Here is a 26,065-nt window from a genome sequence, read left to right as displayed (position 1 = left end):
GGTTGCAAATTGTTTTCAAATGAAAGGGGCATCCACGTGACTCAGATCGGCATTGGCATCCTTGGTGGCGGCTATATGGGCAAGGCCCATGCGGTGGCCATGTCCGCCGTCGGCGCGGTGTTTGGAACCACGTTACGCCCGCGCTTGGAGATGGTCTGTGCCTCATCCTCGGAAAGCGCTGAGCGCTATCGCCAAGCCTATGGATTCGCACGTGCAACCGACAATTGGCGCGCCTTGGTCGAGGATGACGCCGTGGACGCGATCGTCATTGCGACCCCACAGGAAACCCACCGGCAGATCGCTGAGGCCGCCTTCGCTTTGGGTAAGCCAGTTTTCTGCGAAAAACCCTTGGGGGCATCGCTCGAGGACAGTGCGGCCATGGTCGCCGCGGCCGAAGCCTCGGGCGTGACGAATATGGTAGGGTTCAACTATATCCGTACCCCAGCCAGCCAATATGCGCGCGCCTTGATCGCCGCAGGCGAGATCGGCGAGATCACGTGGTTTCGCGGCGAACACACAGAAGACTTCTATGCAGACCCCCACGCCCCGGCCAGCTGGCGCACCAGCGGTATGGCAAACGGGACAATGGGGGATCTTGCACCCCATATGGTGAACGCGGCGCTCGCCCTGTTGGGGCCGATTGCGCGTGTCATGGCCGAGGTTGAAACCGTTCACACTGACAGGCCGGGCGGGCGCGTTACCAATGACGATCACGCTCAGATGATGTGCCGCTTTGAAAATGGCGCGATGGGGCAGATGTATTTCAGCCGCATCGCGACCGGGCGCAAGATGGGCTATGCTTATGAAATCACCGGCACCAAAGGCGCGATCCGCTTTGATCAGGAAGATCAGAATGCGCTGTGGCTGTACCGGATGGGCGATCCCGAACCCCAGCGCGGCTTTCGCAAAATCCTGACCGGTCCCGCCCATCCTGACTATGCACCGTTCTGTCAGGGACCGGGGCACGGCACCGGATATCAGGACCAGATCATTATCGAGGCACGCGACTTTCTGCGTACCATCGAAACCGGCGCGGATGTGTGGCCCACTTTCCGCGACGGGCATGAAGTAAACCGGGTGATTGCGGCGGGGCTTGCATCGTCCGACAGTCAATCCTGGAAAGATATCAAAGACTTCTGAGCATCGGAGACACGAAAAGATGAGTATCAGAATTGGCAACGCGCCCTGTTCCTGGGGTGTTGAGTTTGCGGATGATCCGCGCAACCCGACCTGGCGATCTGTCCTGAAGGACTGCGCCGAGGCGGGCTATAAGGGCATCGAATTGGGCCCTGTGGGGTTCATGCCCGAAGACCCGGCCGAGCTGGGTGAGGCATTGGCCGAGCACGATCTGGAGCTGATCGGCGGCGTTGTGTTCCGCGCTTATCATGACCCAAACGCATGGGACGACGTTTTGGACGCCACACACCGCACGGCGCGGGCGTTGAAGGCACATGGCGCACGGCATCTTGTACTGATCGATTCAATCTCGCCCCGTCGCGCGCCGACCGCTGGTCGGGCCGCCGAAGCCGAGCAGATGGACAAGGCCGAGTGGGTGGCCTATCGCGACCGGATCGCCGAAAGCGCTCGGATCGGGGCCGAGGAATATGGCCTGATCGTAGGCATCCATGCCCACGCTGCCGGCTTCATGGATTTCGAGCCTGAGCTTGAGCGTCTGCTGGATGAGGTCGACGAAAACCTTCTGAAGATCTGCTTTGACACCGGCCACCACTCCTATGCCGGGTTCGACCCTGTGGCCTTCATGAAGCGCCATGTCGGACGGATTTCCTATATGCATTTCAAGGACATCGACCCGAAAGTGAAAGCCGATGTGATCGAGAAGCGTACCGGATTTTATGACGCCTGTGGGCAGGGGATCTTCTGCAATCTGGGTGAAGGCGACGTGGACTTCCCTGCTGTGCGTCAGGTGCTGTTGGATGCCGGTTTCGAAGGCTGGTGCACGGTCGAGCAAGACTGTGACCCAACGCTTGATCCGGATCCGGTGGGCGATGCCCGCAAGAACCGCGAATATCTGGAATCCATCGGTTTTAAGTAAGGAGGGACCATCATGGCGAAATTGAAATGGGGCATGATCGGTGGCGGTGAAGGCAGCCAGATTGGTCCAGCGCACCGCCTTGGCGCGCTTGCAGATGGACGCTTTGAATTCACAGCTGGTGCCTTGGATCACCGTCCCGATGTGGGGCGCGACTATGCGCAGCGTCTGGGCATCGCGGCGGACCGTGCATATGGCGATTGGGAAGAGATGCTGGCAGGCGAAAGGGGGCGCGACGACAAAATCGATCTGGTCACAGTCGCCACGCCCAACGCCACGCATTTCGAGATCACCAAGAACTTTCTGGAAGCTGGCTTCAACGTGCTGTGCGAAAAGCCGATGACCATGACGGTCGAGGAAGGTGAGGAAATCGTTAAGATCGCCGAGAAGTCGGGGAAGATCTGTGCGGTGAACTACTGCTATTCGGCTTACCCGATGGTGCGGCAGGCGCGTGCGATGGTGCGTGCGGGCGAGATTGGCAAGATCCGTTTGGTCGTCACCAGCTTCAGCCATGGGCATCACGGCGACGCGACAGACGCGGATAATCCACGTGTGCGTTGGCGCTATGATCCTGAAATGGCTGGGGTTTCCGGGCAATTTGCCGATTGCGGCATCCATGCCCTGCACATGGCGAGCTTCATTTGTGACGACGAGGTACAACGCCTCTCGGCGGACTTTGCCTCGACCATTCCGTCACGTGTTCTTGAAGATGATGCGATGGTCAATTTCCGCATGGAAGGCGGCACGGTCGGGCGGCTTTGGACGTCTTCCGTAGCCATCGGTCGCCAGCACGGGTTCGACATTCAGGTGTTTGGCGAGACCGGCGGCCTTCGCTGGGCGTCCGAGCAACCCAACCAGTTGGTCTATACTCCGGTCGGCGGGCGCACCCAGATCATCGAGAAGGGCGAGGGCGGTCTGCATGAGGACGCACAGCGCCTGAGCCGGGTGGCGATCGCCCATCCCGAGGGCTTTCCGCTGGCCGTTGCCAATATCTATTGTGATCTGGCCGATGCCATTTCCGGTGCGGATCGCGACGGGTTGCCTAATGCGGCGGACGGTGTGCGGTCGATGGCGGCGGTTCACACGGCAGTGGCGTCTGCCAAGGGTGGCGGCACCTGGATGGACGCGCGTCCGCCGATGTTCCGATAAGTTTACGGGGCGGGGCGCAACGTGCCCCGCTCGACGATCGAGCAGGGGAATATCCGTGCTTCGGGATAGCGATCCGGTTCATCCAGCATGGCAACCATCAGTTCGATCGACGAGGTTACGATCTGCCGGATGGGCTGGTGGATCGTGGTCAGGTCGATGTTTTCCCAGCGCGCCATTTCCATATCGTTCAGGCCGATGATGCCGATGTCCTCGGGGACGCGCAGATTGCTGTCTTCGATAGCAGATAGGGCGCCGATCGACAGCACGTCATCGCCGCAAAAATAGGCTTGCGCGGGATTGGCGTCGATCAGCCTTAGCATCTCTTTCCGCCCGGCTTCGAACGAGTAAGCCTCGGCGAAAGAATGACTGGCCTGGATGTCCGGGTGCTTGATTATCTCTGACTTGAAGCCGGCAAAACGGTCTTGGGTCGAGGTAGCGTCCTCGGGTCCGCCCATGAAGGCCACATGGGTATAGCCGCGCGCGATCAGCGCCTGTGCGGCCATGCGTCCGCATTCCACGTTGTCGATTCCAACCACATGAACCTGCGGGGCGGATGAGGAACGACCGAAGCTGTGGACAACCGGTACACCTGCGTCGCGGAAGGCCTTGGCAAAGCCCGGAGGCAATGTGGACGACGCGACGACCACGCCATCAACGGAATACTGACGCAACATCCGTACCGAGTTCTCGGGGTCCGTTTCGTCGGTCAGGTTAACCAGAAGGGGGCGCAAGCCACGATCCTGCAGGCCGCGTGTGAACAGGTCAAACACTTCAAGGAAGATCGGGTTGTGAAAGTTGTTCGATACAAGACCGATCAGCTTTGTACGTCCCGTGGTCAGGGAAGAAGCCAAGGCATTCGGGCTGTACCCGAGGTCACGCGCGGCCTTTTCGACCTTGCGACGCATCTTGTCGGATACTGAGGCGCCATCGGTAAAGGTGCGAGATACGGCAGAGCGGGATACGCCTGCGCGTTCTGCAACCTCTTTCAACGTAACGGCCATGCTTTGTTTGCCTTCTTAACTTGCCTCTGTGATCTTTTTAACGGGTTTCTGTGGTCTCTGCAGTATGAAATGGACCTCAACATTTTGCAACCGGTTGCAAAAAGAAGTCGAATGTGCTTAATTCGAGTCGGAGAGGCGGGGAGGACCGCGCTCGCACCGTAAACAAGGTGAATTTTTGGGAGGAAATCATGACTTCACTTACGAAGAAACTCGCGCTTGCAGCAGCCGTGGCTGCGACGCCCTTGATGGCGGCGACCACTGCCTCGGCCGAGGGTGAGAAATACATCCTTGTGAGCCACGCACCGGACAGCGATAGCTGGTGGAACACCATCAAGAACGGCATCGCACTCGCTGGCGAACAGATGGGTGTGGACGTTGAATACCGCAACCCGCCGTCGGGCGATCTGGCCGACATGGCCCGTATCATCGAACAGGCAACTGCTTCCGGCCCCAACGGCATCATCACCACGCTGGCGGATTATGACGTCCTCTCTGGCCCAATCAAATCGGCCGTGGACAGCGGTGTTGATGTGATCATCATGAACACGGGCTCCCCCGATCAGGCCCGCGAAGTTGGCGCCCTGATGTATGTGGGGCAGCCGGAATATGACGCTGGTTATGCAGCCGGTCTGCGCGCCAAGGGCGACGGTGTCGGCAGCTTCCTGTGTGTAAACCACTATATCGTGCAGCCCTCCTCGCAAGAGCGTTGCCAAGGCTTTGCTGACGGTCTGGGAGTCGAACTTGGCACCCAGATGATCGATGCGGGCCAAGACCCGGCCGAGATCAAAAACCGTGTGCTGGCTTATCTGTCGGCCAACCCGGACACGGACGCCGTTCTGACACTTGGGCCGACGAGTGCCGATCCGACCATCCTTGCGCTGGAAGAGAACGGCATGGCTGGTGACATCTATTTCGGTACCTTCGACCTAGGCGGCGAGATCGTCAAAGGCATTAAGGCCGGCGTGATCCAGTGGGGCATCGACCAGCAGCCCTTCCTGCAGGCCTACCTTCCCGTTGTCGTGATGACTAACTACCATCGCTATGGTGTTCTGCCTGGCAACAACATCAACTCGGGCCCCGGTTTCGTAACCGCTGACGGTCTTGAGAAGATCGAGATGTTTGCAGGCGAATACCGCTGATATTCTCCCAAAGGGCGGCCGGAGCAGTTTGGCCGCCCTTATTCCATCCTGAATAAGGACACAGAGGCTTACCATGTCCAATGCACCCACCGAAACAGCGGTTGATGAACGGGTCAAATCCCGCTCCCGTTTCCGCGAAGCCCTGATCCGCCCCGAGCTGGGCGGCATGGTCGGCACCGTCGCCGTCTTCACGTTCTTCCTGCTGTTTGCCTTCGACAGTGGCATGTTCAACTCTCAGGGCATGATGAACTGGTCGATCGTCTCGGCACAATTCATGATCATTGCCGTCGGCGCCTGCCTGTTGATGATCTCGGGCGAGTTCGACTTGTCCGTCGGCTCGATGATCGGATTTACCGGCATGATGATCGCGATCTTCAGCGTCACGCTGGGATGGCCGGTCTGGCTGGCAATTCTGACGACCTTTGCTTTGGCTGTGTCCATCGGCGCGCTGAATGGGTTCATCGTGATCCGCACAGGCCTGCCCAGCTTTATCGTGACCCTTGCGTTTTGGTTTATTCTGCGTGGTTTTGCGATCTTCCTGCCGCAGGTGATCGAGCGCAAGACCATCATCGGCGGCATCAAGGACGTGGCTGAAGGCGATTGGTTGGCCTTCCTGTTTGGCGGCAAAATCCTGACGGGTGTGTTCCAGTGGTTGGGCGACGCGGGGCTGATTGCTACATTCACGCGCGGAACCCGCGAAGGGCAACCAGTGGTCGACGGTATTCCGATGCTGATTGTTTGGGCTATCGGGCTGATCATCTTTGGTCATGTGCTGCTGACCAAGACCAAGTTCGGCAACTGGATCTACGCCAGTGGTGGTGACGCCGAGGCGGCTCGCAACTCGGGTGTGCCGGTGAACAAGGTCAAGATCCTGATGTTCATGTTCACTGCGTTCTGCGCGACGGTCTTCGCGACCTGTCAGGTGATGGAATTCGGTTCGGCCGCGGCAGACCGTGGCTTGTTGAAAGAGTTCGAGGCCATCATCGCTGTGGTTATCGGCGGCGCGCTTTTGACCGGCGGTTATGGATCGGTACTGGGGGCGGCCCTAGGTGCGCTGATCTTCGGTGTCGTGCAGCAGGGCTTGTTCTTCCTGAACGTCGAACCATCACTGTTCCGCGTGTTCATGGGCGTGATCCTGTTGGGCGCGGTGATCCTGAACACTTATATTCGTCGCATCATTACGGGGGAGCGTTGATATGAATCCGGAAAAAGCTCCAATCATCCAGATGAAGAATATCGAGAAGCATTTTGGCAGCGTCATCGCGCTGGCCGGCGTTTCGCTCGAGGTCTTCCCCGGGGAATGTCACTGCCTGTTGGGTGACAACGGTGCCGGGAAGTCGACCTTCATCAAAACCATGTCTGGCGTCCATCAGCCCACCCATGGTGAGATCTACTTCGAAGGCAAACCGATGAGCTTCGGCGACCCGCGTGATGCGATCACGGCTGGCATTGCAACGGTGCACCAGCACCTTGCCATGATCCCCTTGATGTCGGTCAGCCGAAATTTCTTCATGGGCAATGAGCCAGTAAGGAAGATCGGCCCGCTCAACTTCTTCGACCATGACTATGCCAATCAGGTCACCATGGATGAAATGCGCAAGATGGGCATCAATCTGCGTGGACCAGATCAGGCCGTGGGCACCCTCTCGGGCGGCGAGCGCCAAACGGTTGCCATTGCGCGTGCTGTGCATTTCGGTGCCAAGGTGCTGATCTTGGACGAACCGACCTCGGCTTTGGGTGTGCGTCAGACTGCTAATGTTCTGGCGACGATCGACAAGGTCCGTAAGCAAGGGATCGCGGTGGTCTTTATCACACACAACGTGCGCCATGCGCTTGCAGTTGGGGACCGGTTCACGGTGCTTAATCGCGGTCAGACGCTGGGCACAGCACAGCGCGGGCAGATTACGCCGGAAGAGTTGCAAGATCTGATGGCAGGCGGTCAGGAACTTGTCGCCTTGGAAGGTAGCCTGGGTGGCACCGTGTAAGGTTTGATGGCTGTTTCATTCGGCCTGTATTCAGAAAGAGAGGCGGAGCTGCGAAGCTTCGCCTTTTCATGTTTGCCTGCGCTGGTTGGGAGGGGTATGCCACGCACCACTTTTGCTGCGTGAGAAAGAGCGAAGACACTGGCTTAGCTGAGACTAGTTTGAATTAGTCTGCCAGCTCCGCCATTTTACTTTTTGATAAAATCTCACAATGCATTGTTCTTGAATAATATTTTCGAATCATACCCCTTCGTACTGGGTGGCTTCCCTCAGATTTTCTAAACAACTCGCTATACATTTTGCGTTACATTGCATGTGAAGCAGTGAGGTGAAAATGGCGATTAAAACCCGAAGCAAGAAGCTCTCCCTCTATAAAAGGGTGCCCAAACGATATGAAACGGTCGAGCCACGCAAGTTCATCTGGCAGGCCCTGCATACAGACAGCATGTCCGAAGCTGAAGCAAAAGCAGGTCCGGTGTGCGCGCAGTTGGTTGCTGGCTGGGAAGCCAAACTGGCCGGCGACTCATCCGATGCAGAACAGCGCTTCGAGACAGCCCGTGAGCTCGCCGAGGCCCGTGGTTTCCGCTATATGCGTGTCGAAAAGGTGGCCAAACTCCCCACCGAAGAGCTGTTGGCCAGAATTGACGCCGTGCCGGTCCACAAGGGGGTGCCTGACCTGAAAGTGTCTGACGTCAGCGCCTATGGGTCCAAACGGGGCAATTTACTAAGAGAGTGGTTTGGCTCATCGTAACCACTGAGGGGTGAGCGATGAGAGAGGCAACGAAGAGCCCAGGCGAGAAGATCGTCAAAGACATCATCCGGCTGTGATTAGGTTCATGTCGCCCACAAACCACTCCTGCTGAGCGATAACGGGTCCAGCTATGTCTCTGGCGAAGAAACGGTAACCTTTTGGTAACATCTGACTTATTTAAAAAAGGCCACATTCCTCGCTCGGAAACTTGACGCCGAGCGAATTTGCGGCCCAACTGAAGAACACCCGAAAGGTCGCCTCAAGTCCGGACCAAAAACGGGGTGAACTCCAAGCGGGGCTATCTTATCCCAGTTGGTGGACCACTTTAGTGGGGGCAGGTCACTCGGATACAATGCTCGGCCGAAAGCTAAGAGTGATCGACATCGCGGAAAGGAAATCTTGGTATCCGGTGATGACGAGTGCGTTCGCCCGTTTGAAATGCCCTCTACCAGTTTCTGGACAGATCGATCGCCGTTCGTCGCCCAGACAAGTTCATGACCTGTGATCTCGTCTGACGGTGGCGCAAGCGCGATCTCTACTGGTTCGCATTGGTCTCTCAGCACCGCCAGACTGCGATGTGGGATAGGGGGAGGATTGATAAAATGGGATTGGTTCCAGACTTATGATAAAGTGCCGGTCAGGTTGCCGAGTGATCAGGTGGTTCAGAGCTGGGATACGGCCAGTAAGGCAGAGGAGGTCAATGATTTCTCGGTCTGCACGACGTGGTTAGTTCGTGGCACTTCAGTCTGGCTGATCGATGTCTTCAGGGCAAAACTCGAACTTCCGGACCTGCGGCGACAAATAGAATTCGAGGCAGATCGCATGAGGGCTAATCAGGTCCTGATTGAGGAAGCCGGTTCTGGTAGGCACGATGATCAGGTTGATAGTCGGTCTCAGTTCCTTACCTGGTATGACCATCCACGCTATACAACGCTGTGGGGAACAAATTCTTGAGGAGATGCGGATTGTGGGTAGCAGAGGATACCAAATACGACGTTGTCAGATTAAACTGTACTGGTAGACCTGTCACCAAGCATTCCCATGCTAGTTCGAACTTGTCTGGCAGCAGCCACGGCAGGGGCGACATCCTGGCATCCGGGTTCTAGTAGCAGCCCTTCTTGAACGGCAACGTCACGGTGCGCAGCAGGATGCGGACATCCAGCCAGAAGCTCCACCGATCGATGTATTTATTGTCATAGGCCACACGTGCACGCGCCATTTCGAAGTCGTGAACCGGGCCGCGGTTGCCGGACACCTGTGCAAGGCCTGTCAGCCCGGGACGCACCCGCAAACGGAGTTGACTGCCCGGTGCGATCTGGGTGAAGGGAACCCCCTCCACTTCCATACCGAGCGGGTGGGGGCGCGGACCGACCAGTGACATCTTACCCGCGAGCACATCCCAAAGCTGCGGCAGTTCATCCAGGCAGGTCCGGCGCAGGAACTGTCCGACCTTCGTCACCCGGGCATCTCCTTGCGTGGCCTGCTTGGCACCCGAACGGTCCGTCTGATCGGTCCGCATGGTGCGGAACTTGGAAACTGTGATCGTCTGACCGCCGAGACCGTGGCGCGGTTGCCGGAACAGGATTGGACCCGGTGAATCAAGGCGCACCGCCACGGCGATCACGAGCAGAACCGGAGACAACAGAATGAGCAAGATAATAGCCGCAGATACATCGAAAGCGCGTTTTACAAACCGTGTCGATGGTTCGACCGCCGGCTGATCGGATGTATCAAAGCTTGAAATTGCGAACGGGTCGGAGCCCTCGGGTGCAAAACGTTTCATACGAAAATCCCCATTCCAGATTAATACTGGTAGTTGTCGAGACAGCGTCCCGACGCATTATTCAATATCGTGCAGGGTAATCCGACGGAGTGTAGCGTTTTGTCAGGCCGTTAATGACCTACGCGTTTCCCAAGTATTTGTTTTTCGGTCATGGTTCCCCGCGTCGACCGGGCAGACAACCGATCAGACACCCCCACAAGACGTGGTTAACACAATCCTAACGCCAAGTAAACGAAATATCGTTTTAACCTTTGTTTTGTTAAGCTTAACAACCATTTTGGGGCGCGAGGGGTGAAAGTAACTGGTGTGCAGGCTCTTGCGGAAATTATGCGCCGACAAAAATGTGCGCGGAGCGCGCTACCCTGAAGTGCGACTCCTATTAGAAAACAATGAGTTATCTAATGGGAAGTCATGGTATGGGAGCCGTTTATACGCAACTATCACTGCAAGAACGCCGCAAGATTGAGAGCTGGTGGCATGCAAAAGTGCCCGTCAGAGAGATGGCGCGGGTCTTGAAGCGCCACAAATCGACGATCTTTCGCGAGATAAAACGCAATTTCTGGGCCGATGATACGTTCCCAAAGAAGTATGCGGGCTATTTCGGGCATGCGGCTCAGTTACAGACGAACAAGCGTCGGCCTGTGCAGCGCAAACTGATCCGGTATCCTGAGCTGTGCAAGACTGTTGTGGCGAAGATCAAGCTTGGCTGGACGCCTGAGCAGATCGGTAATCGCATGATCTATGAAGGCGCGAAGCTGCGCGTCTGCTAGGAGACGATATATCGCTACATCTATTCGAAGGAAGGCATGGACCAGGAACTCTGGTGGTATCTCCCTGAACACCGCAAGGCCCGTCGTCCGCGGAGCGTCAGAAAGCGCCAGGCCCCGAAGTTTGACCGCGATGTCAGCATCCTGTTCCGCCCCGACGATGTCGCGCACCACCGCCAGTTCGGCCACTGGGAGGCTGATCTTATACTGTTCAAACAGAAGCTTGGACAGTCGAATGTCACATCCCTGGTCGAGCGTGTCAGCCGGTTCACAGTTCTGCTGAAGAACCCGAACAAGCGCAGCAAGCCAGTGATGGGAAAAATCATGAAAGCGATCCGCGATCTGCCGCACCTTGCTCGGAAATCCATCACCTTCGATCGCGGCACCGAGTTCGTCAGCTGGCCGCATCTGCAAGCGGAGATCGGGGCACAAACCTGGTTTTGCGATCCGTCGATCCCTTGGCAGAAAGGGACAGTGGAAAACACCAATTGGCGACTAAGACGATGGCTCCCGCGCAAGCACGACATCCGACGATACACAGATCACGATATGAGGGTGATCTGCGATCGCCTCAACAACACGCCCCGAAAATGCCTCGGGTGGAAGACACCTGCCGAATTTTTCCGCGAAAAGATGATGGAAGAGATGGGCCAAGCAGCCCACCCTCGAAGGCAATAGGAGTCGCGGTTCGGGTATCGCTCACAGCACCGTCAGCCAGACGGTGGATTGAGATGGCGGTTTGTAACGTTTTGTTAAGCCTCGACCAGTTACGGCAATAGGTCCCGAAAATATCCTACCGTACGTTCGAGACCATGCTCCAGAGTGACCTGAGGCTCCCAGTTCAGTTGTGCCTTGGCCCGCGAGATGTCAGGGCGGCGTTGCTTTGGGTCATCATGCGGCAGGTCTTCGAAGATCAGCTCCGATTTTGCGCCAGTCATTTCAATCACTGTTTCCGCCAGTTCCCGGATCGTCATTTCGCGCGGATTGCCGAAGTTGATCGGCCCGGTCACATCTGGCCCTGATGCCATGAACTTCAAGATACCTTCGACTAGGTCGTCCACGTAGCAGAATGACCGTGTCTGGTTTCCTTCGCCGTAGATCGTGATGGGCGCACCAGAGAGCGCCTGAACGACGAAGTTGGACACGACGCGTCCGTCGGCAGGATGCATGCGCGGCCCGTAGGTGTTGAAAATCCGGGCCACCTTGATGTCCAGATCATGTTGGCGGTGATAATCGAAAAACAGGGTCTCCGCGCAGCGTTTTCCTTCATCATAGCAAGACCGCGGCCCGATCGGGTTCACGTTCCCCCAGTAGTCTTCGGTTTGGGGATGCACGCTGGGATCGCCGTACACTTCGCTCGTCGAGGCCTGGAAGATCGGGCACTGGAGGCGTTTGGCGAGCCCGAGCACATTAATAGCGCCATGGACGGAGGTCTTGGTCGTTTGAACCGGGTCGTATTGATAGTGAAACGGGGAGGCCGGACAAGCGAGGTTGTAGATTTCGTCCACTTCCACATAGAGCGGGAAAGTAATGTCGTGGCGTATGAACTCGAAGAACGGGTTGCCATGCAGGTGATCAATGTTGCGTTTTGATCCGGTAAAGAGGTTGTCGAGGCACAAAACCTCATGTCCGAGCGCCAGCAAACGGTCGCAGAGATGCGAGCCGATGAAGCCTGCGCCTCCCGTTACAAGAACCCGTTTTCGACTATCATAACGTCTTGGCATCATATTTGCTTTCGAATTCATGCTGAAAAATGGGCGGCGCAGCTATGCTGCAACGCCAGACGGCAACGCTGCGCTAAGCGCCTAGATAACCGCGATACCAATCCACCGTTTCCGACAAGGCTTCGGCTAGGGTGTGGTTGGGGCGCCAGCCGAGAATACGTTCTGCCTTGGCCCCTGAAACGGTCTGTTCCTGGATTTCGGATTTCGCGATGTTGAGAATGTTCGGTTCCAGATCGTCGCGACCGGTCGCCGCGAGAATTTCCCGGGTAAGGTCCAACACGTTCATGGGACGCTCCGAGGACAGATTGAACGCTTCGCCTGCGACATCTGCGCGATGCATCTGCGAGGCGATCGCCAAATAGCCATCGGCCACGTCGCGTACATAAATATAGTCGCGGATCATCGTTCCGTCCGACCGGATCTCGGGCGCCTTGCCCTGCAGCGCGAGGCGCACCGTTCCCGGCACGATGCGCGAGAAATTCAAGTCACCACCGCCATAGAAGTTCCCGGCACGCGTGATGCAGACCGGCAGACCGTATGTTTCGAAATATGTGCGACAAATCAGATCGGTGCAGCTTTTCGAGACGTCGTACGGGTGGCTGCCCTTGAGTGGCATGTCTTCGGTGTAAGGCAGCACGTCGGGATGCCCATATGCCTTGTCTGAAGATGCGACCACGATGCGATCGACCCCGCCGGTCTGGCGGCAGGCATCCAGCAGATTCCAGGTCCCGCGGATATTTGCCTCGAACGTGCCCACGGGATCCTTGAGCGCGACGCCGACAATCGGCTGGGCCGCGAGATGCAGCACGGTGTCCACTTCGTATTCCGCGATGGCCCGGCGCAGCAGATCCGGATCCGACAGCGAGCCGTAGACGATCTGCTCAGGCTCGGAGAGCGCGTCGCCGAGGGTGTTGAAGTTCTGGCGCATATCGCGAACTAGCCCGACCGTTTCGGCGCCCTTGTCGCGCAACGCCTTGATCGTCCAGGAACCGAGAAATCCCGATGCTCCGGTGACCAGAACCGTTTTGCCTTGCCAGAATCCGTCTTGTGCGCCCGTACTCATGCGAGCGCCTTTGCGGTGTGCATCCAGGTGGCTTGACCGGACGAGATCAGTTTGTCGAGTTCCCGCTGGTCTTTCATTGTGTCCATCGATTTGAAGAAGCCGGTGTGAGAATAGGCGAAGACGCGGTTCGCCTTGGCCAGATGAGGCAGGACCGTTTGCTCAAGACTGCCGTCGGGCCAGTCGTCGAAGACGGACGGGCTCATGACGAAATATCCGGCGTTGATCCGGTGCTGTGGTAGAATCGGTTTTTCGTGGAATGCCTGCACGCAACCCGTGCCGTCGAGGTCGACTGTACCGTATTGCGACTTGAGAGGTACGGATGTGAGGGTGACATCGCCGGAATGCGCTTCATGAAACGCCTTGAGCGCGCCGAGGTCAACATCGCAGACCCCGTCTGAATACGTGGCCATGAACGGCTCTGTCAGCAGATCTCTCAACCGTCCGATCCGGTCGCCGGTGTCCGCGTCTTCGCCCGTGTCCACAATCTCGACCGTGTACCCCAGATCGCGGTTTTCGAAATAGTCGATGACGACTTCCTTGAGATATCCGACCGACAATACGAAGTCGGTAAAACCCTGGCGTGCATAAATATCCATCACATGGCGGATGATCGGCTTTCCCGCAACGGGCATCATCGGTTTGGGTTGTGATGCGGTATAGGGATAAGCACGTGTGCCAAACCCGCCGGCGAGCAATACCGTACGCATAAAAATAGCCTCCAAAAGCAAATATATGTTGTGGTCAAACACCTAACAGTTTTATCACTACCAATATTCACGACACGATGGCGAGAGTCGAGAGCTTGTTTCACATTAACGGTTTCGCACGGCGCGGCGGTCGTGTTTGAGCGCCCGTGGGCGGTTCCAAAGCTAGTTTCTGCTCTTTTGTGCAGCGCGCACGCATCGCTGGGCCGATTTTCTTGTACTGATTTGAAGAATCATGTTTACATTCCGCGAGAATTTGCGGGCGTCGCCGCAGCGCAGCGTGTAGAGGCGGTAAGACATGGGCTGGAAAGCGAAACTTGTGTTGCTGACTTCGGTGCCTCTGGTTTGGTGGTACTGGACCCAAGTCAGTGGCGGCAGTGGCGAACGTCCTGAAATCACTTCATCTCCGCAGTGGCAAATGGTTGGCGACGCGCCTGTCCTTCAGGCAGGAAGCTTGCGCGATCAGGCGCTTTGGAATGACCCCAGTGTCCTGAAACTGGAGGGTCAATACGTGATGTATCTGACCACAAGTACCGAAAAACCGTTTGAGCCGCCCATTCTGCCGTTCCGTGCTGTGTCCTCAGACGGGTCGACGTGGCAGCTGTCGCCCGACGCGCCACTCCTCAGCGTTGACGGCGGGCCCTATGTGTCGGTTGAAACGCCTAGCGTCGTCCGGTTTGGCGGGGAATGGCACATGTTTTTCACGGGGATCTACCCGGGTGGTGCGGACACGCCTATGGGCATTGGCCACGCGACCTCTGCGGATGGCGTTGAGTGGAAAGTGCAGACCTGGGAGCTGTTTCTGCATGATCCGGGTGAACCGTGGCGGTCCTATCTTGTTGGCGAACCGGGAGCGGTCGTTCACAATGGCAGGCTCCATGTCTACATGTCTGCGGTCGGTGGACGACCCGGCGGCGGCCCCCCGGCGCAATCACTGGCGCTGGCGGTGTCCTCGGACGGGATAACGTTTTCCAGACCTGAGCGTATTTTGACTCAGAGCGATCTTTTCCCTGCAGAACAAGGGTTTGCGGGCTACTCGTCGCCTGCGGCGCTGTCCCATAACGCGCGTGTGCATCTGTTCTATTCGGTGGCCCATTGGTTGCCCGGCGGTAATCCAGAATGGACGCAGATCGCCATTCACCATGCGAGTTCCGCGGACGGTTTGAACGCCTTCTCGCAGGATCAGACGGCACTGCTGTCCTATACCGATCGCGTCTGGACCGAAGGAGAGGTCTTGGCGCCGTCCCCCCTGATCGAGGGTGACGAGATCAAGCTCTGGTTCGGCGGTCATGTTCCGAATTCCGCTCTTCAACCACTGATTATGCGCGGCATTTCCGGACCCGAGTTCGGGATCGGTCTCGCGCGCGCACCCTTGTCCGCGTTGTCTGCGCAGTGACACCTAGCGCACCTGTCCGCCGTCTGTTCGTTGGCATCCCCACCTACAATCGCCCCGACATGGTGCGCGAGACCATCGAGAGCCTCCGGCAGTCGGACCTGACTGATTTTGTCGCGATCGTCAGCGACAACGCCTCTTCGCCGGAGGCCGCAGATAGCGTCGCCGACTTCGTCAAATCGCTTTGCGACGACCGGTTCAGCTTCGTGCGCCAACCCGCGAATGGCGGGGAATATGGTCAGGGCAGGTACTTCTTTGCCGAGGCCGAAACGGCGGGGGCGGAGTACTTCATGATCCTCCATGATGACGACCTGCTTGACCCAGACTACCTGACGGGCGCGCTCAACGCGCTGGACGCCGCGCCCGATGCGGCGCTTTACATCGTCAATCCGAGACTGATCGATGAGGCGGGCACCATATCGGCCGAGATGACCGAAACCTACCTGCGCGATCATGGCCGGATGGCGGGGCAGGTGGGGTATTTTCCCATTCTTGAACCTTTGCTGGACACCGGTTTCACGCCGATCTCAGGCACGGTATTTCGGCGCTCCGCGCTTGTGCAGTCGGGTTTTGTCGATGAGGACTGCTTCGGCAATTTCCCATTCGAGCTAAACGTCCTGTTGCGCCTTGGCGATCTCGGCCTCAGGGGCTGGTTCGAGCCGGAAACGAAACTCAGCGTTCGCTATCACCGGGACTCTTTGCGCAACACGCTGGGACTGATGCAGAACCCCGCCGTGGTGGGCACGATGCTGACCCTTCTCGAGCGTCGCGCCTACACCGGTTTCGCCGAAAAGCGGCGGCGTATCATCCTGTCGCGCCTCTACCGGGCCCGAGCTGAAATCGCCATTGGACAAGGTGAACGTGCGCGCGCCCAAAAGGACGCGCGTCTGGCCTGCCGCGCCCGGCCGCAGTCAATAAGCGCTTGGAAAACCAGGTTCTTGATGTCATTAAGGAGGTCATGAAGTTATTGATGAAAATTATTGCGTTTGTCTTTTTGTTCTTCACGCTCTCGGCCTGTGCGCCGGTGCCGGCTGAAAGGCTTGCCTTCAAGGCAAGTCCCGAGGTGATCAAATCCCAGAAGCGCTACACGACGACCTACCTGATAAATAGCGGCGACGTTCTCGAGGTCATTGTGGATCGTGCGCCGGAGCTGAGTCGGACGGTGACAGTCCGGCCGGACGGGGTGATTACGATCCCGGGCGCCGGTGCCGTGAGTGTGGCGGGTGTGTCCACGACCAATGCCGCGCGCCGGATCGAAAGCGCCTTTGGTGACCGGTTGCTGGACCCGGAGGTGACGGTGATTGTCACAAACCCACCGGTGCCAAGCATTTTCGTGACCGGCGAGGTCGGCGGTGCGCGAAGCATACCGTTGCGCGACGTGACAACGGCCGCCGAAGCGGTGATTTTGGCAGGTGGCTTGCAACGCTCGGCGTCGATCGATCGCATGGCACTGATTCGGCTGGGTGACGACGGGTTTCTGCACGCCTCCATCATCGAAGCGCAGGGCGAAGGGCAGACGGGGTTGTTCCTGTCGTTGAGCGGCATCGTACTCGAACCTGGAGATATATTGGTCGCACCGGAAAGCCAGCGCTCACAATTTGTGCGCGCCCTTCAAGATTTCGTTTCTACGCCGCTTGTTGCGCTCAATGCGATTATTGCTCCTTTTATTCAGCTCGAGCTTCTTAGAAATTTGGGAGAGGCATGAATTATAAACGCGATCATATTGGCCTTCCGAACAAAACAACGCCGCCCGGTTACGCCGAAGCGGTTCCCTACGATCCGGCAGCGGAGAGCTTCGATCCGCTCGGGACGCTGCGCGTCGTTGGGTCGGCGCTGCGGCGCTACAAGCTTCTGGTTTTCTCCGTTGTCGTGGCGACGCTTGCGATGGTTGCCACCTACATCATCGTTTGGCCATCGACATATCAGGCGGAGGTGGCTCTGATCGCGTCCGCCGAACGGGACGCCGAACGGGACAACTTCTATTCCACCTGGGCCGTGTTTCGGCGCAACCAGATCAACGACGAAATCGTGCTCTTTGGCTCCGGTCCGGTATTGAAAGAGGTCGTCGAGGACCTCGGTCTGACCTATGATGACGTGTACCATCCGCCACTTCGGTATGCGGCGTATCTGTGGTCGGAATCAGCCCTCGGTAAAGCTTGGCGCGATTTCAAGGACTGGGTGTATCCCAGTGAACCTTCGCCGTTCGCCCTCTCGGAACAAGAGATCGAAGTCGGTCGCGCAGTCAAAAACTTCCGCGATGGGGTAAGCGTCGAACAGGTCGGAAACAGCAATGTTGGACTTCTGGTGGTGCGCGCCTCGACCCCGCGCGTTCACGAGATGGCCAATGCTGTGGCCGAAACATACCTGCGCCAGCGCCGCGAGACCTTTAAGGAAGAAGCGATGCAGGCTTATACGTCCCTCAAGACGGAGGTGGAAAAGGCGCATGAAGAGCTGACCTTGGTCGAACGCCAAATGGAGCAGTACTTCACCGAAAACGACATGCTTCTGATGTTCGAGAAGGACAAGATCGTGATCGGACACTTCGAAACACTGCAGGCAATGCACACACAGGCAAACCGTGATCTTGCGGCGATGAAGACCGAGTTGGAGGCGAATGGCGTCCTGCTTGCGACCGTGTCCCAAGAGGTTCTGTCCGCCCGGCAGGTGCAGAAATCTCCAGTGTACGCGGCCTACGAACAGCAGATCGCGGAGCTGATGGTCAACCGGCAGATCCTGTCCGAACGCTACCAACAGAGCAGCCCGGAAATTCAGGACATGGACAACCGACTGGCCGCACTGCAGCAGCAGATGGCAGAGACAACGGCCGACCGTACTACGGTGTCGAGCGTTGTTCGCTCTGCCGAATATGAAACGCTGGCCGCGCGGCAGAGGGAGCTCCAAGTCAAGATCGCGGCCAAGGAAACCGAAGTTGCGCAACTCGCTGACGAGATCGTGGAAAAACGGGTCGAGATCGACAAGATCCCGCTAAAGATGAAGATTAGCCATGATCTGGGCCGCACGCACCAGGCGCTTGAGCGCAAGTATCTGCTCTTGCTGGAGCGGTTGATGACCGCGTCGGTTTCGGCGGCGACCGCGGCGTCGGCACCGGCAACGTTGCGGATCATCGAATGGGCGGTTCCGCCGGAAAAACCCATCGCGCCGAACAAGAAGATGTTGGTTATTGCCGGGACAATCCTAGGGCTGTTGGCCGGTACGGCGCTGGCTGTTCTTCTGGATATTCGGGTTGGTGTCCTCACCAACGGGCGGCTGAGCCGGCGTCGGGGTTTTGCCACGATTTACGCCACAGTTCGTAGCAACGCATCGATCGCACCCCATATCCTCACAAGAGGTTGACGATGACCCACATACTTCCCGTTACTGTGGTGATCAACAGTTACAATGGTGGCGCCTACATCGGCGCAGCGATTGAAAGTGTGTTGGCGCAAAGCTTCGAGGACTTCGAGCTGCTGGTCGTCGACGATGCCTCAACCGACGACACGGTCGAACGTGTTCGGTCCTTCGACGATGATCGCATTCGGATCATCGAGCTGGAAAAAAACGTGCCTGTAGCCCTTGCCCGAACAGAGGCAATCCGCGCGGCAACTGGCACATGGATCGCTTTTCTGGATCAAGATGACCTTTGGATGCCGGACAAACTGTCCCGGCAGATAGCGCTGACGTCGGATCCTGCAGACTATACCATGATCTACGGGCGCGCGCTGCGCTTTGGAGAGGGGATAACGCCCAAGCCCTTCGACACCTGGTATGGCTGGGCAAAACTGCCCGAAGGCGCGATCTTTCAGGATATTCTGTCCAAACCGTCTTTTGTCCCGATGAGCTCCATTGTCGTCCGCCGCGATATCGCGGAGCGAATGCTGCCCATGCCGTGCTATGTGCGCCACTGTCCTGACTACTATATCGCCTTGTCTGCTGCGCAGGCCGGCAAGGTCGCCGTGGTGCAGAATGTCTGCTGCCGTTACCGGGTGCATGCCGCATCCATGTCTAAAACTCTCGAGGCCGAAATCCACGCAGAGGCGGCCGAGATTATCGCCGGTGCGGCTGGAAGCGAGCACGGTCCGATCCTACGACAGCGGCGCAAAGTCAGTGCGTCGATGATCGCGCGAACAGAAATAATGCGCGGGGATGTCCGGCAAGGCCTGAAGCGCCTCGCTCGAGACGGTTCGGTTGGATTTTTAGTTTTCAGAAAGTTGCTGCACGTTTTCCGCCGTGTGAAAAACAGCACGCAAGGGATTAGAATGAGATATCAAATTCTTCAAATAATTCGTAATCTTGGGTTTCTGAACACTTGGGACAAGGTGTCGCTTCGTCTCAAGTCGGTGCGCACCGTACAGAGGAACCGTGCATTTCTCGAGGCCAATCCGGGGTTTCGTGCCCCGCCGACGGACCTTTCGTTTGATGCCTATAACCAATTCGATTTGGAGCAATACCACACGCTCGGAAAACAACAGGCAGAGGGGTTCGCCCATAACATCCGCGCCTATCTGGCCACGTTGAGCGGGGACGAAAAACCGCGCGTGCTGGAATGGGGGTGCGGACCGGCGCGCCTGATCAAGCACATGCCGGGACTTTTGCCGGGGGCGGAGATCTTTGGCACCGATTACAATGATCGTTCCATTGCCTGGTGTCAGGAGAACATCGAGGGCGTCACTTTCAAGCCGAACCAGTTCAACCCACCGCTTGATTTTCCCGACAATCATTTTGACGCCTGCTACAACTTTTCAGTACTGACCCACTTGTCGGAAGAGGTGCAGCTGGCATGGATCGCCGAACTTCATCGTGTGCTCAAGCCCGGCGGTCTGCTTGTTGCGACGACGCATGGCAAGGACTTCGAGCACTTGATCGTCTCCGAACAGGATCGGGCCGACCACGCGAGTGGAAAGCTGGTCGTTCAAGGCGGCTATGAAGAGGGCAAGAAGTGGTTTTTCGCCATTCATCCGGATGAGTTCGTGACTCAAAAGCTGCTCGCGATGTTCGACGATGTCGTTCGGGTGGATGGCGCGCCGTGGAGCATCACGCAGGATGTCTGGCTGGCACGAAAATCAGGATGACAACTTATGGCCCATGACCCAAAACCTCTGCGCATCGGTATCATCGGCGATCGGGGCATCCCGGCGAGATACAGCGGGTTCTCGACGCTTGTCGAAGAAATGGCTGTAGGGCTCGTGGCGGCTCATGGTTGTGATGTGACAGTCTACTGTCGCACCGCCTATTACGACGACCGTCCGAGCCACTACAAAGGCGTGCGCGCCAGGTACCTGCCCGCGCCCGGCGGCAAGAGTTTCGAGAGTATCGTGCACTCAAACCTCGCCATTCTGGATGCCTGTTTTCGTAACTTTGACCTGGTCTTCGTGGTAGATCCGGGTAACGGACCGTTCCTCTTGCCCTTACGGCTGGTGCGCACGCCTGTCGTGCTGCACACGGACGGGCTGGGCTGGCAGCGGCGCAAATGGTCCCCGTTACAGCGCAAGTACTATAAATGGGCCGAAAAGGTCAGTGCGCGACTGGCGAATTGGCTGGTCACGGACTCGCGTGCCATGCAGGATTACTACGTCGAAGAATACGGCGCGCCGTCGACCTACATCCCCTATTCCGGCGAAGTGGGCGATGCGCCCGATGCCGCCATTTTGAACGACTTCGGGGTCGAGCCGGGCGAGTTCTACCTAGTCGTGGCGCGCATGGAGCCCGAGAACAACGTTGACTTCATCATCGACGAGTATCGCAAGAGCGGTGTGGAGCGCCCGCTGATCGTTGTCGGCTCCACCCCGTACCAGACGGAGTTTTCCGCGAAGGTCATGGCGGAGAATGATGCAAAGGTCCGCTGCGTGGGCGGGATATTTGAATCGGCCAAGCTCAACGCGCTTTATGCCAATTGTCGCGCGTATTTTCATGGCCACGAGGTAGGCGGGACCAACCCGTCTCTCTTGCGCGCCATGCATCACGGTGCGGCATGCGTGCCGATAAATGTCATCTTTCATCGCCAGAACGTGGGCGAGGATGCGCTCTATTTCGACAAGGCTCCGGGCGCGCTTGCGTCGATCATGACGCGGCTTGATGGCGATCCGGACCTGTGCGCCCGGCTCGGCGCGCAAGCGCAAGACCGCGAGCGGCGGCTGTTCCGCTGGGACGCGGTCAACGCGGGCTTCGCAGAGCTCTTCAGGAATGTGATCGAGGCGCGGCGCAAGGGGGCGGGGTTGGACACGGATCTGATTGGCGAGACGTACAAGCCCGAACAGTATTATACACCGCCGGAATGAAGGTCCTGCACGTATACAACCGCCACCGCAGTGGTGGCGGCTCCGACAATGCGTGGGACCAGACGATTGCGCTGTCACGCAAGCGCGGAGTGGACGTGCGCATATTTGAGCGCGACAGCAAGGACCTGGGCACCGGGCTCGCTGGTAAGGTCCGCGCGTTTTCCAGCGGGCTTTATGCGCGCGAAGCTGTCCGGGCCTTCGACGCCCTGCTGGAGGCCGACCCGCCGGACATCGTGCACACGCATGAGCTATATCCGCTGATCTCGCCGTTCGTGCTCGAGGTTGCGGCCCGGCGCGGTGTGCCGGTGGTTCACAGCGTCTACGACTACCGCATCACCTGTCCTGTCGCGACCCACTACAATGGTCGCGAAGTTTGCACGCGGTGCGAAGACAGAGGTGCCCACAATATTCTCAGGCAGGGATGCCGCGACAGCCTTGGCGAGAATGTCGCCTTTTCGCTGCGGTATGCGCTCGCCCGCCAAAGGGATTTGTTTCGACGCAATATCACCCATTTCATTGTCCTCACACCGTTCAGCAAGAAATGGTTGGTGGAACGCGCGGGCGTCGCCGCAAACCGGATCAGCGTCAATGAATGCGCCATTGCCACTGAAAACCCGCCCGCCGATCCGGCGCGCGGTGTATTCGCCGGGTTTGCGGGCCGGCCCGTCCATGAAAAGGGTATCGATGTTCTGCTGCAGGCGGCGGAAACTACGGGTATCCCGATCAAGCTCGCCCTGCCGAAAGGCACTAATATTGCCAGGGTTGGTTTGCCGCCCGAGATCCTGACCGTCACGCAATCCCGTGCGGATCTGATTGCCTTTTATCGGCGCTGCCGGTTTCTGGTGGTGCCGAGCCTCTGGTTCGAAACCTTCGCCATTGTCGCCGCAGAAGCCATGGCGGAGGGCATCCCGGTTGTAGCCTCCGATCTGGGCGCGCTCAGGGATACGATCGTGCGCGACGAGACCGGCCTGCATTTTGCACCCGGCGATGCGAGCGGCCTTGCAGCGGCGATGACCCGATTGTGGACTGATGATGCGCTTGTGCAGGAGCTTGGCGCTGGCGCACGCAAGCGGGTCGAGACGGTCCTCAACGAGGATGCGCATTTCGACCGTCTTTGCGCCGCCTACGACACAGCGCTTTGCGCGGGGCCGCCCGGATTATGAGCGGCCACGTTTCGATCGCACGCAATCAGGGATGGGTCCTGCTCAGCGCTTTTTTCGGGATGGGCGCGACGCTGGTGCTCACCATCATTGTTGGGCGCAACGCGCCTCTTGAAACGCTGGGCCTGTTTGGTCTGGTGGGTGCACTGTTCAGCCTTGCGCGCGACATTACGGACCTGGGATCGAGTGCCGTGGCCACGCGGGACGCGGCGCGCTCTCTCGGGCACGAGTCCGAAATCCTCGGCCAGTTGCTGGCTTGGCGCCTGAGCCTGTCTGCTTTTCTGGCCTGTGCCTGTCTCGGCCTTGCGCTGCAGCGGGATGACGGGATCGAGAGCGGGTTGCTGACGCTGACCGCACTGGCGATCCTGCTGGCCTTCAACAACGGGTTCTTTGCCGTATTCCAGTTGCGGCAACTGCAACACATCCCTGCGATCATCAACATGGGCGCCAATGGCGTTGCACTTGTGGCGGTCATCTTGATCCTTCTGACCGGTGCGCCCCTGTTGCTGACGGTGCTGGTGATCGTGCTGCGCGAAATGGTGATCGTGCTTGCCAACCGAATGACGGCGCTGCGGCATCTCAAGACTCGTCCCGCGATTGGCGCAGCGCTGCGGACCATTCGACAATGGGGATTGAGTACCGTCAGCATCTACGCGCTGGCGGCGCTCTGCTGGCACATTCTACTGAACAGTGGTACGTTCATTGTCGAACTGAAGCTCGGTGAGGATGATCTGGGCGCCTATATGGCGGCGTTCCGACTGGCGACGCCCCTGTTCGGGATCGGCTGGCTGCTGACCGCACCGCTTATGGCGGTGTTCGCCTTGGCCAGTCAGCTGGATGGCGACGCCTACGAGCGGCAAACACAAACCGCCCTTGGTCTGGCCCTTGGGACCGGCGCATTGCTGGCCACAATCGGCGTCCATGTCAGCCCGAGCATCATCCTGATCATCTACGGTCAGGGACTGGGCGACATGGCAAGTATGGTTGCAGCAGGATCTCTGCGCTGGTTCATGCTCGCCTTTGCAGGGACAATGGTGCTCGCTGTGGTAGCTCCGGCGATGCTCGCGCAAGGAGCGGAGCGGCGATTGGCGCTGCTTTCGCTCTGCAGCATGAGCATCGCAGTGGTAATTGCCGTCATCGTGGCAGGCCACGGCGGGGTCACACTGGTAGCCGCGACGATCGCGCTGTTCATGAGTGTCAGCGCGGGTGTCGCCGTTTTCCTGATGGGCCGGTGGCGTGCCGGACCTCTGCTGCTGTCCCTTTGTCCTGCGCTCGTGGCGGGGCTTGGTCTTGCGCTGCTGCCGGACACAAGCCCGGCCTTGGTGCAGCTTGGATGCGGCACGGCGGCGGCTATCGCCGGATTGACGGTGCTTTGGCTTCGGCCCGGTCTTGCGGAGTACCGCCGCGAGCAGAATCACCTTGCGACACTGGCACGAGGCGGGATTGATGTCTGAGGAGCGGAAACGAGACGCCGAGCGATGCAAGACATGGCAGCTGTCCCGCCATGGGTATCTGCCGCGCACATGGTGGCTTGATCCGTCATGGGTGGCGGTTCGCCTCGCGCGGCGGGCGTTCCATGCCTTTGCTAGGGAACGGACGCGTCAGGCCCGGTTCTATGTACAGCTGAACTCCGTGATCACGGGTGCGGATGTCGAGCCAGACAGCAAGATCGGTCCGGGACTGTTGCTGACCAATCCGCTGGGCGTCAGCATCTGGATCGACGCCGGGCGGGACCTGACATTCGATGCACTGGCCGGTTCTGGAAATGCCATGCGCCGCGGCAAGCTTGGCGGCAAACCGACAGCCGGGGACCGCGTAACTTTCAACGCGTTTTCAGGCGCACAGGGGCCCATAGAGCTCGGCGATGATGTACGACTGACACCGGGCTCCGGCGCAATGCATTCCGTTGCACCTGGCCAGTGGACCCGCCAACGTGTGGCAGCCAGGATATTCCCCCCGTCAGAGGCGCCGCAGGCCATGGCGACGCGGCCTCAAACCACCGAGGCTCTGACGCGCTTTGGTTTCGGGGATACGCTGCGTGACTGGCGCGGCGATATCGACCGCGTGATCTCCGAGGCCAAACGGTTTGCGCCCGATGCCGCACCGGGCGGGCTGAGCACCGCGCTTCTCAATCAGAATATCGCCCTGCTGATCCATCGGGTTGCACATGTCTTTCACTGTCGTGGGCTGAGTATGATCGCGCGCGGGTTGAGCGGTATCAATCTCTGGGTGTTCAAGCTCAGCCTGTCGCCCGGCAGCCGAATTGGCCCTGGTGTATGGCTGCCCCACCTTGCCGGAACAATTGTGCATACTCACGCAGGGCACGGTTTGACAGCCTTCGGGCAGAGTTGCATCATGCCTCATGGCGGGCCATTTGCCCGGAACTCAGATGTGCCCGTTCTGGGTGATCGTGTTCTGGTCGCGGCGCATGCCGGAGTGTTTGGACCCATTCGCATCGGGTCCGGGGTGCAATTGTCACGCAAAACCAATGCGCTCGACGACGTGCCTGACGATACAACTGTGCTTGGTGAAGCGGCGGTGTTCACTGCGGGACCAGTGTTCGCCTCAGTGTCGCGCGACACTGCGCTATATGATCTGCCACCGGCCGGGCACATCCGGCAGGAAGACCGCGCAGCACGCCAGCGCTTCGAGGCAGAACATGGGCCCTTGCCGGTGCAATCCCGCCTTGCGGTGTGGCTCTTTCGGCGCGCGCAGCGTGCCTTTGCCACCGGCCGGCTGCGCCTTGCGCGTGCTTTCTGGCTAGTTTCGCGCTACTTGACCGGTGCGGATATCGCGCCACGCTCGCAGATTGCGCCAGGCATGGTGATCGTCTGCGCCCCTGGTGTGCATTTCGATGGCGCTGCCGGGCCAGGCTTGGTTCTTGTCGGCCAGTGCTATGTGGGCGGGCTTTCCAAAAACCCGAACCTGGTTGCGTCGGTCCAAGCGACACCATGTCTTGGTGCCAGTATCACGCTCTCGCCGCATACAATCATCTATGGCGGGTGCACGCTGGGCGAGAATATCCGGATCGACCCTGGAGCCACGATTTGCGGGGACGTGCCCTCCGGTTCGCATGTTGCCGCCCCCAAGCTCAGAGCGCGCAGGCGCCACACCCAATAGGACC

At 58.5% G+C, this 26,065-nt stretch carries 21 protein-coding genes and 1 pseudogene; 17 read left to right on the top strand and 5 right to left on the bottom strand.

The genetic code is table 11. The annotated features are described in order from the left end of the window. Positions 1 to 36 precede the first annotated feature (36 nt). Genes G0Q00_RS03490 through G0Q00_RS03480 form a run of 3 tightly spaced genes read left to right on the top strand, consistent with a single transcriptional unit; the run spans position 37 to position 3,199 of the window. The gene (locus tag G0Q00_RS03490) at positions 37 to 1,140 is read left to right on the top strand and encodes a Gfo/Idh/MocA family protein (protein ID WP_370458528.1); all 1,104 of its coding nucleotides are present in this window, start codon (positions 37 to 39) and stop codon (positions 1,138 to 1,140) included. Between the two features lie 19 nt (positions 1,141 to 1,159). Further along, complete coding sequence (locus tag G0Q00_RS03485; protein WP_163036431.1) at positions 1,160 to 2,053, top strand: TIM barrel protein; 894 nt, start codon at positions 1,160 to 1,162, stop codon at positions 2,051 to 2,053. Between the two features lie 12 nt (positions 2,054 to 2,065). Continuing rightward, complete coding sequence (locus G0Q00_RS03480; RefSeq protein ID WP_163036430.1) at positions 2,066 to 3,199, top strand: Gfo/Idh/MocA family protein; 1,134 nt, start codon at positions 2,066 to 2,068, stop codon at positions 3,197 to 3,199. Positions 3,200 to 3,201: 2 nt separating this feature from the next. On the opposite strand, the gene G0Q00_RS03475 is transcribed toward G0Q00_RS03480, so the two are convergent. Next, a complete protein-coding gene (locus tag G0Q00_RS03475; protein ID WP_163036428.1) occupies positions 3,202 to 4,200 on the bottom strand; it encodes a LacI family DNA-binding transcriptional regulator in 999 nt (332 codons plus the stop codon). Positions 4,201 to 4,388: 188 nt separating this feature from the next. On the opposite strand from G0Q00_RS03475, the gene G0Q00_RS03470 reads away from it, so the two are divergent. The 4 genes from G0Q00_RS03470 (at position 4,389) to G0Q00_RS03455 (ending at position 8,072) form a co-directional block, all read left to right on the top strand. After that, positions 4,389 to 5,339, top strand: coding sequence for a sugar ABC transporter substrate-binding protein (locus G0Q00_RS03470; protein ID WP_163036426.1), 951 nt, complete (start codon positions 4,389 to 4,391; stop codon positions 5,337 to 5,339). 73 nt (positions 5,340 to 5,412) lie between these two features. Beyond that, positions 5,413 to 6,534 (top strand): ABC transporter permease, encoded by a 1,122-nt coding sequence (locus G0Q00_RS03465; RefSeq protein ID WP_163036424.1) that lies wholly within the window; start codon positions 5,413 to 5,415, stop codon positions 6,532 to 6,534. Position 6,535: 1 nt separating this feature from the next. Continuing rightward, positions 6,536 to 7,324: an ATP-binding cassette domain-containing protein gene (locus G0Q00_RS03460; protein WP_163036422.1), complete on the top strand. Its 789-nt coding sequence runs from the start codon at positions 6,536 to 6,538 to the stop codon at positions 7,322 to 7,324. Positions 7,325 to 7,655: 331 nt separating this feature from the next. Beyond that, complete coding sequence (locus G0Q00_RS03455; protein WP_203564888.1) at positions 7,656 to 8,072, top strand: hypothetical protein; 417 nt, start codon at positions 7,656 to 7,658, stop codon at positions 8,070 to 8,072. A gap of 1,102 nt (positions 8,073 to 9,174) precedes the next feature. Here the strand turns inward: G0Q00_RS03455 and G0Q00_RS03450 are convergent. After that, positions 9,175 to 9,855, bottom strand: coding sequence for a sugar transferase (locus tag G0Q00_RS03450; RefSeq protein ID WP_163036420.1), 681 nt, complete (start codon positions 9,853 to 9,855; stop codon positions 9,175 to 9,177). A 416-nt stretch (positions 9,856 to 10,271) separates the two neighbouring features. Here G0Q00_RS03450 and G0Q00_RS03445 point away from each other — a divergent pair. Further along, a pseudogene (locus tag G0Q00_RS03445) lies at positions 10,272 to 11,300 on the top strand (IS30 family transposase). Between the two features lie 89 nt (positions 11,301 to 11,389). On the opposite strand, the gene G0Q00_RS03440 reads toward G0Q00_RS03445, so the two are convergent. The 3 genes from G0Q00_RS03440 to G0Q00_RS03430 form a co-directional block, all read right to left on the bottom strand. Then, entirely contained in the window at positions 11,390 to 12,346 is a 957-nt protein-coding gene (locus G0Q00_RS03440) for a UDP-glucuronic acid decarboxylase family protein (protein WP_163036418.1), read from the bottom strand. A gap of 73 nt (positions 12,347 to 12,419) precedes the next feature. Further along, positions 12,420 to 13,409 (bottom strand): NAD-dependent epimerase/dehydratase family protein, encoded by a 990-nt coding sequence (locus G0Q00_RS03435; RefSeq protein WP_163036416.1) that lies wholly within the window; start codon positions 13,407 to 13,409, stop codon positions 12,420 to 12,422. Further along, positions 13,406 to 14,116, bottom strand: coding sequence for a sugar phosphate nucleotidyltransferase (locus G0Q00_RS03430; protein ID WP_163036414.1), 711 nt, complete (start codon positions 14,114 to 14,116; stop codon positions 13,406 to 13,408). Before G0Q00_RS03430 ends, G0Q00_RS03435 begins: the two co-directional genes overlap by 4 nt. 295 nt (positions 14,117 to 14,411) lie before the next feature. Between G0Q00_RS03430 and G0Q00_RS03425 the strand changes: the two genes are divergently transcribed. Genes G0Q00_RS03425 through G0Q00_RS03385 form a run of 9 tightly spaced genes read left to right on the top strand, consistent with a single transcriptional unit; the run spans position 14,412 to position 26,061 of the window. Beyond that, positions 14,412 to 15,509 (top strand): hypothetical protein, encoded by a 1,098-nt coding sequence (locus G0Q00_RS03425; RefSeq protein WP_163036412.1) that lies wholly within the window; start codon positions 14,412 to 14,414, stop codon positions 15,507 to 15,509. Beyond that, complete coding sequence (locus G0Q00_RS03420; protein WP_370458527.1) at positions 15,506 to 16,468, top strand: glycosyltransferase family 2 protein; 963 nt, start codon at positions 15,506 to 15,508, stop codon at positions 16,466 to 16,468. The genes G0Q00_RS03425 and G0Q00_RS03420 overlap by 4 nt, the downstream gene beginning before the upstream one ends. After that, positions 16,465 to 17,211, top strand: a complete 747-nt coding sequence (locus G0Q00_RS03415) for a polysaccharide biosynthesis/export family protein (protein WP_163036408.1) — start codon at positions 16,465 to 16,467, stop codon at positions 17,209 to 17,211. The genes G0Q00_RS03420 and G0Q00_RS03415 overlap by 4 nt, the downstream gene beginning before the upstream one ends. Further along, the gene (locus G0Q00_RS03410) at positions 17,208 to 18,860 is read left to right on the top strand and encodes a GNVR domain-containing protein (RefSeq protein WP_163036406.1); all 1,653 of its coding nucleotides are present in this window, start codon (positions 17,208 to 17,210) and stop codon (positions 18,858 to 18,860) included. Before G0Q00_RS03415 ends, G0Q00_RS03410 begins: the two co-directional genes overlap by 4 nt. A gap of 2 nt (positions 18,861 to 18,862) precedes the next feature. After that, positions 18,863 to 20,575 (top strand): glycosyltransferase, encoded by a 1,713-nt coding sequence (locus tag G0Q00_RS03405; protein ID WP_163036404.1) that lies wholly within the window; start codon positions 18,863 to 18,865, stop codon positions 20,573 to 20,575. 6 nt (positions 20,576 to 20,581) lie between these two features. Beyond that, a complete protein-coding gene (locus G0Q00_RS03400) occupies positions 20,582 to 21,781 on the top strand; it encodes a DUF1972 domain-containing protein (protein ID WP_163036402.1) in 1,200 nt (399 codons plus the stop codon). Continuing rightward, complete coding sequence (locus G0Q00_RS03395) at positions 21,778 to 22,944, top strand: glycosyltransferase family 4 protein (protein ID WP_163036400.1); 1,167 nt, start codon at positions 21,778 to 21,780, stop codon at positions 22,942 to 22,944. Before G0Q00_RS03400 ends, G0Q00_RS03395 begins: the two co-directional genes overlap by 4 nt. Then, positions 22,941 to 24,395 carry an oligosaccharide flippase family protein gene (locus tag G0Q00_RS03390; RefSeq protein WP_163036398.1) on the top strand — a complete coding sequence of 485 codons (1,455 nt, stop codon included), beginning with the start codon at positions 22,941 to 22,943 and terminating at the stop codon, positions 24,393 to 24,395. The genes G0Q00_RS03395 and G0Q00_RS03390 overlap by 4 nt, the downstream gene beginning before the upstream one ends. After that, complete coding sequence (locus G0Q00_RS03385) at positions 24,388 to 26,061, top strand: hypothetical protein (protein ID WP_163036396.1); 1,674 nt, start codon at positions 24,388 to 24,390, stop codon at positions 26,059 to 26,061. The genes G0Q00_RS03390 and G0Q00_RS03385 overlap by 8 nt, the downstream gene beginning before the upstream one ends. Positions 26,062 to 26,065: the final 4 nt, after the last annotated feature.

This window comes from Aliiroseovarius sp. PrR006 (genome assembly GCF_010500215.1).
GTDB lineage: Bacteria > Pseudomonadota > Alphaproteobacteria > Rhodobacterales > Rhodobacteraceae > Aliiroseovarius.
Note: the sequence above shows the minus strand (reverse complement) of the source record. Positions and strands in the feature narration are given on the sequence as shown.

Excerpts from the sequence above, each read along its gene's own strand:
- G0Q00_RS03455 (WP_203564888.1), top strand. The coding sequence starts at position 7,656 with ATGGCGATTAAAACCCGAAGCAAGAAGCTCTCCCTCTATAAAAGGGTG.
- G0Q00_RS03395 (WP_163036400.1), top strand. The coding sequence starts at position 21,778 with ATGAAGGTCCTGCACGTATACAACCGCCACCGCAGTGGTGGCGGCTCC.
- G0Q00_RS03410 (WP_163036406.1), top strand. The coding sequence starts at position 17,208 with ATGAATTATAAACGCGATCATATTGGCCTTCCGAACAAAACAACGCCG.
- G0Q00_RS03440 (WP_163036418.1), bottom strand. The coding sequence starts at position 12,346 with ATGCCAAGACGTTATGATAGTCGAAAACGGGTTCTTGTAACGGGAGGC.
- G0Q00_RS03400 (WP_163036402.1), top strand. The coding sequence starts at position 20,582 with ATGGCCCATGACCCAAAACCTCTGCGCATCGGTATCATCGGCGATCGG.
- G0Q00_RS03430 (WP_163036414.1), bottom strand. The coding sequence starts at position 14,116 with ATGCGTACGGTATTGCTCGCCGGCGGGTTTGGCACACGTGCTTATCCC.
- G0Q00_RS03390 (WP_163036398.1), top strand. The coding sequence starts at position 22,941 with ATGAGCGGCCACGTTTCGATCGCACGCAATCAGGGATGGGTCCTGCTC.
- G0Q00_RS03460 (WP_163036422.1), top strand. The coding sequence starts at position 6,536 with ATGAATCCGGAAAAAGCTCCAATCATCCAGATGAAGAATATCGAGAAG.
- G0Q00_RS03465 (WP_163036424.1), top strand. The coding sequence starts at position 5,413 with ATGTCCAATGCACCCACCGAAACAGCGGTTGATGAACGGGTCAAATCC.
- G0Q00_RS03405 (WP_163036404.1), top strand. The coding sequence starts at position 18,863 with ATGACCCACATACTTCCCGTTACTGTGGTGATCAACAGTTACAATGGT.
- G0Q00_RS03425 (WP_163036412.1), top strand. The coding sequence starts at position 14,412 with ATGGGCTGGAAAGCGAAACTTGTGTTGCTGACTTCGGTGCCTCTGGTT.
- G0Q00_RS03480 (WP_163036430.1), top strand. The coding sequence starts at position 2,066 with ATGGCGAAATTGAAATGGGGCATGATCGGTGGCGGTGAAGGCAGCCAG.
- G0Q00_RS03415 (WP_163036408.1), top strand. The coding sequence starts at position 16,465 with ATGAAGTTATTGATGAAAATTATTGCGTTTGTCTTTTTGTTCTTCACG.
- G0Q00_RS03435 (WP_163036416.1), bottom strand. The coding sequence starts at position 13,409 with ATGAGTACGGGCGCACAAGACGGATTCTGGCAAGGCAAAACGGTTCTG.
- G0Q00_RS03385 (WP_163036396.1), top strand. The coding sequence starts at position 24,388 with ATGTCTGAGGAGCGGAAACGAGACGCCGAGCGATGCAAGACATGGCAG.
- G0Q00_RS03450 (WP_163036420.1), bottom strand. The coding sequence starts at position 9,855 with ATGAAACGTTTTGCACCCGAGGGCTCCGACCCGTTCGCAATTTCAAGC.
- G0Q00_RS03475 (WP_163036428.1), bottom strand. The coding sequence starts at position 4,200 with ATGGCCGTTACGTTGAAAGAGGTTGCAGAACGCGCAGGCGTATCCCGC.
- G0Q00_RS03485 (WP_163036431.1), top strand. The coding sequence starts at position 1,160 with ATGAGTATCAGAATTGGCAACGCGCCCTGTTCCTGGGGTGTTGAGTTT.
- G0Q00_RS03470 (WP_163036426.1), top strand. The coding sequence starts at position 4,389 with ATGACTTCACTTACGAAGAAACTCGCGCTTGCAGCAGCCGTGGCTGCG.